General features: G+C 66.7%; 5 protein-coding genes. 1 reads left to right on the forward strand and 4 read right to left on the reverse strand.

Going from position 1 to position 8,849, the window contains the following annotated elements; translation table 11 throughout:
* The 4 genes from HUK82_RS12350 to HUK82_RS12365 form a co-directional block, all read right to left on the reverse strand.
* On the reverse strand, positions 1–1,717 hold a 1,717-nt coding region (locus HUK82_RS12350), incomplete at its 3' end, for a tetratricopeptide repeat protein (protein WP_317134860.1).
* Between the two features lie 72 nt (positions 1,718–1,789).
* Positions 1,790–3,244, reverse strand: coding sequence for an HlyD family type I secretion periplasmic adaptor subunit (locus HUK82_RS12355; protein ID WP_176614252.1), 1,455 nt, complete (start codon positions 3,242–3,244; stop codon positions 1,790–1,792).
* Positions 3,245–3,246: 2 nt separating this feature from the next.
* Positions 3,247–5,400, reverse strand: a complete 2,154-nt coding sequence (locus HUK82_RS12360) for a peptidase domain-containing ABC transporter (RefSeq protein ID WP_176614253.1) — start codon at positions 5,398–5,400, stop codon at positions 3,247–3,249.
* 218 nt (positions 5,401–5,618) lie between these two features.
* Positions 5,619–6,065, reverse strand: a complete 447-nt coding sequence (locus HUK82_RS12365; protein WP_176614254.1) for a hypothetical protein — start codon at positions 6,063–6,065, stop codon at positions 5,619–5,621.
* Positions 6,066–6,186: 121 nt separating this feature from the next.
* Between HUK82_RS12365 and HUK82_RS12370 the strand changes: the two genes are divergently transcribed.
* On the forward strand, positions 6,187–8,849 hold a 2,663-nt coding region (locus HUK82_RS12370; protein ID WP_176614255.1), incomplete at its 3' end, for a methionine synthase.

Below are 8,849 nucleotides of genomic sequence, written 5' to 3' on the forward strand. Positions count from 1 at the left end.
CCTGCGCCTCGGCCACACCCTGCGCGCGGGCGCGTTCCAACCAGCGCCGCGCCTGTTCGATGTCCGTCGTGCCGGCCAGACCACGGGCGAGGTAGCGACCGGCCATCAACTGCGCCAGCGCGTTGCCACGCTCGGCAGCCTGAAGAAACCAGTGCTGGGCGGCCGGGCGATCTTCGGGCACCTCGTGGCCGCCGCCATACATCGCGCCTGCCGAGAACATCGCCTGAACATTGCCGCGCTCGGCGGCGTCCCGGTAGAGGGCCGCCGCGCGCGGGTGGTCTTTCGGGCCGCCCCGCCCGAGGACCAGAAGCTGGGCCAGTGCGACCTGTGCGTCGATCATGCCGGCGTCGGCGGCCTGGGTGATCCAGCGCCGGCCCTCGGTCAGGTTGGCCGGGACGCCACGTCCTTCCAGCAGCATCCGGCCGTACCAGTACTGGGCGTTGACCACCCCGTCGGCCGCGCGCCGCATCCATTCGGCGGCGGCCTCCTCATTGCGGGTGACGCCCACGCCTTGTGCCAGGCAGACGCCGTAGTTGAACGCGCCCAGCGGGTCGCCGCCACGGGCGGCCTGTTCGTAGCGGGAACTGATCGTCGCACCATCGGCCGCCGTGCCTCCCCCGGCCAGCACGAGATTGCCAAGGTCGGTCTCGGCGGCGGTGCTGCCGCGCTCGGACGCCTTGCGGAACCATTTGGCGGCCTCGTCGGGGTCGCGATGGACACCGGCTCCGGTCAGGAACAACAGGCCCAGCGCGCGCGCGGCCGCAGCGTGACCGGCTTCGGCCGCGCGGACATACCACATGGCCGCCTCGACATAGTTCGGCGGCAGATCGCCGCCGCGCGCGTGAATATCGCCCAGAAGTGCTGCTGCCTCCACGTCGCCGCCGAGTGCGGCGCGCCGGAGCCATGACTGGGCGCGATCGGGATCGCGTTCGATCCCGCGTCCCTCAAGGCAGGCGTAGCCGAAGCGGGCCTGTGCGGCGACGACGTTCTGCTCCGCCGCGCGGCGGTAGTACTCGGTGGACGCGGCGATGTCCTTCGCGACGCCAATGCCGCGTTCGCACAGTTCGCCCATCAGGTGCAGGGCGGACCCAAGCCCGGCGTCGGCCGCCTTGCGCAGTTCGGCCGCTGCGGCTGCGCGCGCCGTCTCGTCGTCGCCCGAGTCGCGTAGCAAAGCCAGCCCATAGCCGAGATGGCCTTGCGCGCTGCCGCCCTCGGCGCCCTTTTGGTACCACGCGCGCGCCTGCGTGGTGTCGCGCATGGCCTCCGGCCCGGAGGTCAGGATATAGCCGCACAGCGCCTGGGCGTCGGGCGAGCCGGAGTCGGCGGCCCGGCGGGCCCACTGTAGGGCCTGGTCGTAGTCGGCCCGATGCCGGGGGCGATCGGGATCGCGGGACAGCTGGAGAGTCGGGGCCTCGTCCCCGTGCTCGGGCAGGCCGAGGACGCAGATCGTGGCGTAGACCAGCTGCGCCTCGACCCAGCCGTTCTCGGCCGCACGCCGCATCCAGCGCGCGCCTTCCTCGAGGCTCATCGGCACGCCAATGCCGTCGAGATAGGCGCGGCCGAGGCGGAACTGGGCCTCGGGTATGTCGATGCGCGCAAGTTCGTTCAGGACCCCGGCAGCCTTGACGGGCTCGTTGTCTTCCTGAAGCGCGATCGCGTAGGCCAGCTTGGCCTGAGGCGAGAAACGCGCGGCGAGGCGGAGTCGAAGGGCGGTCACGCTGATGGCTTGTCCCGTGTCTGGGGTCCGTCGTTGTGGAGTTCGCGGGCCGATCGGCATCGGCCCGTCCGATCAGGGTTCGCGCATGCCGTCGGTGGCCACCGGTATCATGCGATTGAACAGGTACTGCATGATCGTGCGCTTGCCGACCTTGATATCGGCGGTAACCGGCATGCCCGGGCGTGGATGGAAGAAGGACGGCACGCCGTGCAGCGTGTAGCGGTCCACGCGCATGCGGACGCGATAGAACAGCTGGCCGGTCTGGCTGTCGGGGTCGCTGCCGCCGCCGGTTGCCGCTGGCGAGCCGCCGTTGCCGTTCGGGTCGCCGGAGGAGAACGCGTCGGCGCTGATCACGCGCACGACCGCGTCGGCACCGCCATATTGCGCATAGGGGAAGGTCGCGAATTTCAGGATGGCCTTGTCGCCGAGCTGGACGAAGCCGGCGTCCGAGCCGCGCAGGATCGCCTCGACCTCCAGCCCGCTGTCGACGGGCACGAGGGTCATGAGCTTGTCCGCCGTCGACAGCACCGAGCCCACCGACAGCTTGGCCACGCTGAGCACGAGGGCGTCGCGATCGGCGCGCATCACGACGAGGCTCTTGCGGAGTGTCGCCTTGGTCGAGTCGGCGGCGGCTTCCTGATAGCGGTGCTGGGCTGTGCTGAGGGCCTGATAGATGTCGGCCTTCCAGCTTTGTATGTAGGCGTCCCGTTCGGCGGTCAGGGCGCTGATCTTGGAGCGGGCCTCGGCCGCTTCCTGCTGCGAGGAGATCTGGGAGCGTTCGATCTCCATCATCTGGTCCTGCGCGCTGAGCGTCGACAGGCGGGACCCGACATGGTCGCGTTGCAGATTCTCGCGCATGGTCAGGACCGAACCCGCGACACGCGCGCGGGCGGCATACATCGCGGCGCTGGCGACAGCCTGTTGCAGGGCGCTCTGCTGGCCGGCGATCTGATGATCGTAGTCCGAGACCTTGGCGTCGTATTCGCTCTTGCGGCGCAGGTAGTTGGCGCTTTCCTGCACGGCGGCGGGGTTGGTCATGTCCGGCTGGTACGCGTGGTCTTCGGCTTCGGCCGTCAGCCGGTCCACCTCCGCCTTGTACCCGGCGGCCTGAAGGCGCATGTTCTCGACGTCGGCATCGGTGATCGTGGGGTCGAGATGGGCGATGATCTGCCCTTTATGGACATAGTCGCCTTCGTGAACATCGATGGAACGGATAATCGACGTCTCGAACGGCTGCACCACCAGCGAATTGTCCGCAGGCGTCAGGCGGCCGGTGGTGGAGACGACGCGATCGAGCGGAAACAGCGACATGGCGGCGACCGACGCTATGACCATCGCCGAGACCAGCCAACCCATATAGCGGGCCGTCGCGCTGGGCGGTGTGTTGATCAGCGCCGCGCTGGGTGAATGGAATTCCAGCAGTTCCTGCGGAAGTTCGGTCGGCGCGGTGGGATCGTCGGCTTCTGGCAGCGAAAAGCTGTAATCGTCCGGGCCGTTTCCGGATGAGGTGATCTCGTGGCCTGACATGGTCAGTCTCCTTCCGCGATCATCGGAGCGGGGCCGCCGGACTTGCTGGTGCGCGTCTGGTGACGGTTCTGCTGCAGCCACAGGGTGCGGTAGATCGCGCAGCGTTCGAGCAGGACGTCATGGGGGGCGATATCGGCGACCTTGCCCTGTTCCATGACCAGGATCAGGTCGCAGTCGACGAGGGACGACAGGCGATGCGAGACGATCACCATCGTCCGGCCTTTGCCCAGACGCTGCAGGTTGGCGTTGACCAATGCCTCGCTTTCCGGATCAAGCGCGGAGGTGGCCTCGTCGAGGATCATCAGTTTGGGGTCGCTGATCACGGCGCGGGCAATGGCCAGACGCTGGCGCTGGCCGCCGGAGATGTTGGTGGACCCTTCCTCGATGAAGGTGTTGTAGCCCGCCGGCATGCGCTCGATGAATTCCTCGGCGCCCGCCAGACGGGCCGCGCGCACGACGTCGTCGATGGTCAGCCCGGGGCGGCCCGCGGTGATGTTGTCGCGGATCGTGCCACGGAACAGGAAGTTGTCCTGCAGCACCACGCCGAACGACCGGCGCAGATGGGTCAGGTTGATTTCGCGCAGGTCCACACCGTCGAGGCGGAGATAGCCGGTGTAGTTGCGGCTGACGCCCTGGAGCAGGCGGGTGATTGTCGATTTTCCCGAACCGCTGCGCCCGACGATGCCCAGCATGGTGCCCGCCGGCAGTTCGAACGTCACATCGTTCAGCGCCTTGTTGCTGGCCCCGGGATAGGAGAAATTGACCCGGTCGAATGTCAGCGCGCCCTGAATGCGTGGCCGCATGCCGGTCGTCAGGGCCTTGGTTTCCGTCGGCTGGTTGAGGACCATGCCGGCTTCGCCCAAGGACGAGCGGACCTCGTTGAAATCTTCCAGCAGTTTGGCTAGCGACACCAGCGGCGATGCGACGCGGCCGCCGAGCATCATGAAGCCCATCAGCGCGCCCGAGCCCATATTGGCGCTGCCGGTCAGCACGAGATAGGCGCCGACCAGCAATATGCCGCGGTTGATGAAGAAATCGAACGGCATGACCATGGTGGTCGGCCAGTTGCTCATACGGCCGGTCGCAAGGCGCCAGCGCACCACCTCGGCCGTCTTGTCGTCCCATTCCTTGCGGCGCGTGGGTTCGAGGGCCAGGGTCTTGAGCGTGCGGATACCCGCGACGGACTCGTACATGACCGAGCCGCGATCCATCTCTGCTTCGATCTGGCGGCTGATCGTACGGGCCACGGCGGGCATGAAGATCATGATGACCAGCCCGATCATCCCGGCGGCCGCCACGGTCATCCACGCCATCGCCGGGCTGAGGTAGAACAGGACCGGCAGGATGACGAGCAGCGTGAACATGTCGAGGAAGGTCGACAGCAGACGGCCGGTCATGAAGTCGCGGACCTTGTAGATGGCCATCACGCGACCGAGGATGCGTCCGGCCTGTTCGCGCTCGAAATACTCGAGCGGCAGCGCCAGAAGACGGTTGAACGAGTGGATCGAGATTCGCGTGTCGATGCGCGTCGTCATCACCAGCGTGAGTTCGCGGCGCGCGTAGGACAGCAGCATTTCGTACAGCGACAGCACGACCACCAGGGCCGACACGGAGATCAGTGTCGCCATGGAATGGTAGTTCACCACGCGGTCGAGGACCTGCATGACGATCAGGGGCGGGAAGATCGCAAGGACACTGAGCACCATCGAGGAGATCAGGATATCGCGCATGAGCGAACGCTCACGCAGCACCATCTTGGCGAGCCACGTCGCGTTGACCGGCGCATCGGCCTCGGACTGGTCGCGGGACCGCTTGACCAGCAGGATATCGCCGTTCCAGACGCTTTTCAGGCGCGCTTCGTCGACGGCGACGGGGGCGTCCGCGTCGTTGCCCATCGGATCGCGCAGCCACACGATGCCGCGTTCGGCGTCGGCGGCCACCATCAGGCCCGCGGACCCGTCGGTGAACATCAACACGATGGGGGGTGAATTGTGCATCCGCACCAGAAAACGCCAGCGGATGTGCATGCCCTTGGCGACCGCGCCCTGGTCGTTCAGCCAGCGCGCCAGGGTGGCCGGAGAGGGGGAAGACTCGCCGGGCTCTTCGGCGAAGTCACGGATATCGAGTTCGATGCCGTGATACCGGGCGGCTGCCATGGCAGCGCGAATCCGGATGAGTTTGGGATCGGGCCGTCGGCTCCGTCCGGGCGGGGACTCTGATCCGGGGCCGGAGACCTGGTCGGGATGGCTCACAAATTGTCCCCTGTGCTCAGCTCAGACACGACTGCGACCTGCGCCGCTGCAGGCATCAGTCACAGCATGGCATTTTCCGGCTGGCGGGAAAACAGCAAAACGTCCCGAGTCCGGGCGGGTTCCTAGGTACAGGTCGGCAGCATCATGGCCGACCGGCCGGCGGAAGCACGCGGCGATGGGCGCGCGTCAGCCAGTTGATAATAGGCCATGGCGAACGGATCGGCCATCATTGCAGTGCGCAGGGTGGCGTGATCGCGCTCCGGCGCCACGAGGGCGGCGGTCCTGAAGAAGGGCACGGTGCCCCGTGCGCGGTCCTGGAACAGACGCATCAGGGTGGCGCCGAGCACGCCGGGCCCTGCGCAGCAGACGCAGGCGGCGCCGTGGGGTACCCCCGCCAGGGAGCGGGACAACGCGGAAAGCCGGACGACGTGCGCCCAGTCCGCATCGTGGACGACGGCGTGTGCCGGCGTTCCGGATTCCAGGACGATAAGGGCGGTGTCGCCCTGCGCGTCACGGGTGGCGAGGCTGGCCGGGTCGATCAGGTCGAGCGGCACTCGATCGGGCGGCATCGGGCGTGGCCCTCCGGGACGGCAGGGAAGGGTTCGCGGCGGTCCATCGGACTGGACAGGGCGCGGTTATACTGAAAAAAGGACCGGTCTTTCCCTGTTTCTGTGACGAGTTTCCTGTCCGATGTCCAGCCGTCCCCACCTTCTTGATGCACTCGGCGATCAGGTCCTGCTGTGCGACGGCGGGATGGGATCGCGCGTGCAGATGCTCGACCTCGAAGTCGAGCGCGATTACTGGGGGCAGGAAAACTGCACCGAGATCCTTAATCTCTCGCGCCCCGAACTGGTGCGCGAAATTCATCGCGGCTATTTCGAGGCCGGGGCCGACATGGTCGAGACGAACAGTTTCGGCGGCTCGACAATCACGTTGGCGGAATTCGGGTTGTCGGACCGGACGTTCGAGATCAACCGCATCGCCGGCGAACTGGCGCGCGAGGCGGCCGAGACCTTTGCCGACGGGCGCCATCGCTATGTCGTGGGCTCGATCGGGCCGGGCACGAAGCTGCCGAGCCTGGGCAACATCGCCTATGACCCGCTGGAAGCCGGAATCGCGGAGCAGTGCCGCGGCCTGATCGCGGGGGGCGTGGACGCGCTGCTGATCGAGACGTGTCAGGACACGTTGCAGATCAAGGCGGCGGTCAACGCGGCCAAGATCGCCCGTGCCGAAGCCGGCGCCCAGACGCCGATCTTTGTTCAGGTGACGGTGGAGACGACCGGGACGCTGCTGGTCGGCCCGGATATCGCGGCTGCGGCCGCCGTCGTGCACGCCCTGGACGTGCCGCTGATGGGGTTGAACTGCGCCACAGGGCCGCAGGAAATGGCCGAGCATGTGCGTTGGCTGGCGGAGAACTGGCCAGGTCTGATTTCGATCCAGCCTAATGCCGGCCTGCCGGAGCTGGTGGACGGCAAAACGTTCTATCCGTTGTCGCCGGGGGAAATGGCGAGTTGGGTCGAGCGGTTCATCAGCGAGGACGGCCTGAACCTGATCGGCGGTTGCTGCGGCACGTCGACGCCGCATATCGCAGCACTCGACGCGATGCTGCGCAAGCGCGTGGGGGGCGGGCTTCGTCCGGCGCCGGTCGCGCGGACCTCGGTGTGGATGCCCTCGGTCGCCAGCCTGTACTCCCAGGTGCCGTTGCGGCAGGAGAACGCGTATTTCTCGATTGGCGAGCGCTGCAACGCCAACGGGTCGAAGAAGTGGCGCGAGTTGCAGGAAGCGGGCGACTGGGACGGCTGCGTCGCGGTCGGGCGGGAGCAGGTGGGCGAGGGTTCCAACGCCCTCGACGTCTGTACCGCGTTCGTCGGACGCGACGAGACCGCCGAGATGAGCGAGGTGATCCGTCGCTTCACCGCGTCGGTGAACGCGCCGCTGGTGATCGATTCGACCGAGACGCCGGTGATCGAGGCCGCCCTGAAACTGCATGGCGGCAAGCCGATCATCAACTCGATCAATTTCGAGGACGGCGAGGGGCATGCGCACGACCGCATGCGGCTGGCGCGCAAGTTCGGCGCGGCGGTCATTGCCCTGACCATCGACGAAGTGGGCATGGCCAAGAAGCCCGAGGACAAGCTGCGCATCGCCGAGCGTCTGGTGGCGTTCGCGTGCGATCAGTATGGCCTGCCGCAGTCCGACCTGATGATCGATCCGCTGACCTTCACCATCGCCACCGGCATGGAGGACGATCGCAAGCTGGGACAGTGGACGCTTGAGGGCATCCGCATGATCCGCGAGCGGTTTCCCGATATCCAGATCATCCTCGGCCTGTCGAACATCTCGTTCGGCCTGAACCCGGCGGCGCGCGCCGTGGTCAATTCGGTGTTCCTCGACCATGCGGTGCGGGCGGGCATGACCGGGGCGATCGTGCATGTGTCGAAGATCCGGCCGCTGCACCTGATCGACCCGGAGGAGGTGAAGGTCATCGAGGATCTGATCTTCGATCGCCGCACCGAAGATTACGACCCCCTCCAGCGTCTGCTGGAGATGTTTGCCGGGCGCAAGGCGGCGGATGCCGTGGTGAAGAAGCGCGCCGAGACTGCCGAGGGGCGGTTGAAGGACCGGATCGTCGACGGCGACCGCAAGGGGCTCGAAGCCGATCTGGACGAGGCGATGGCGCGCATGCCGGCGCTGGACATCATCAACACGGTCCTGCTGGACGGTATGAAGGTGGTGGGCGAGCTGTTCGGCGCGGGCAAGATGCAGTTGCCGTTCGTCTTGCAGTCGGCGGAGACGATGAAGGCGGCGGTGGCCTATCTGGAGCCGCATATGGAGCGGATCGAGGGGCAATCGCGCGGGCGCATCGTGCTGGCGACGGTCAAGGGCGATGTGCATGACATTGGCAAGAACCTTGTCGATATCATCCTGACCAACAATGGCTATCAGGTCATCAATCTGGGCATCAAGGTGCCGTTGGCCGACATGGTGGCCGCGGTGAAGGAGCACAAAGCCGACGCCATTGGCATGTCTGGGCTTTTGGTGAAGTCGACGGTCATCATGCGCGAAAATCTTGAAGAGATGCATCGTCTGGGGCTCGACCTTCCGGTGCTTCTCGGGGGTGCCGCACTGACCCGTAATTACGTCGAGGAAGAATGCGCGGCGTCCTATGCCGGCAGCGATGGTGGCGCGGGGCGCGTGGCTTATGCGCGCGACGCCTTCGACGGGCTGACGCTGATGGACAAGGTCACGCAGGGCAGTTTCGACGACTATCTGGCCGCGATCCGCCAGCGCCGGTCTGGCAAGTCGGCGCGCAAGACCGCGCGCGCGCCCGAGGCGGCGGAAACGCGCGGGTT

Origin of the sequence: Ameyamaea chiangmaiensis, assembly GCF_013376175.1 — a bacterium.
In the GTDB taxonomy this organism is placed as follows: domain Bacteria; phylum Pseudomonadota; class Alphaproteobacteria; order Acetobacterales; family Acetobacteraceae; genus Ameyamaea; species Ameyamaea chiangmaiensis.

Excerpts from the sequence above, each read along its gene's own strand:
- HUK82_RS12355 (WP_176614252.1), bottom strand. The coding sequence starts at position 3,244 with ATGTCAGGCCACGAGATCACCTCATCCGGAAACGGCCCGGACGATTAC.
- HUK82_RS12365 (WP_176614254.1), bottom strand. The coding sequence starts at position 6,065 with ATGCCGCCCGATCGAGTGCCGCTCGACCTGATCGACCCGGCCAGCCTC.
- HUK82_RS12360 (WP_176614253.1), bottom strand. The coding sequence starts at position 5,400 with ATGGCAGCCGCCCGGTATCACGGCATCGAACTCGATATCCGTGACTTC.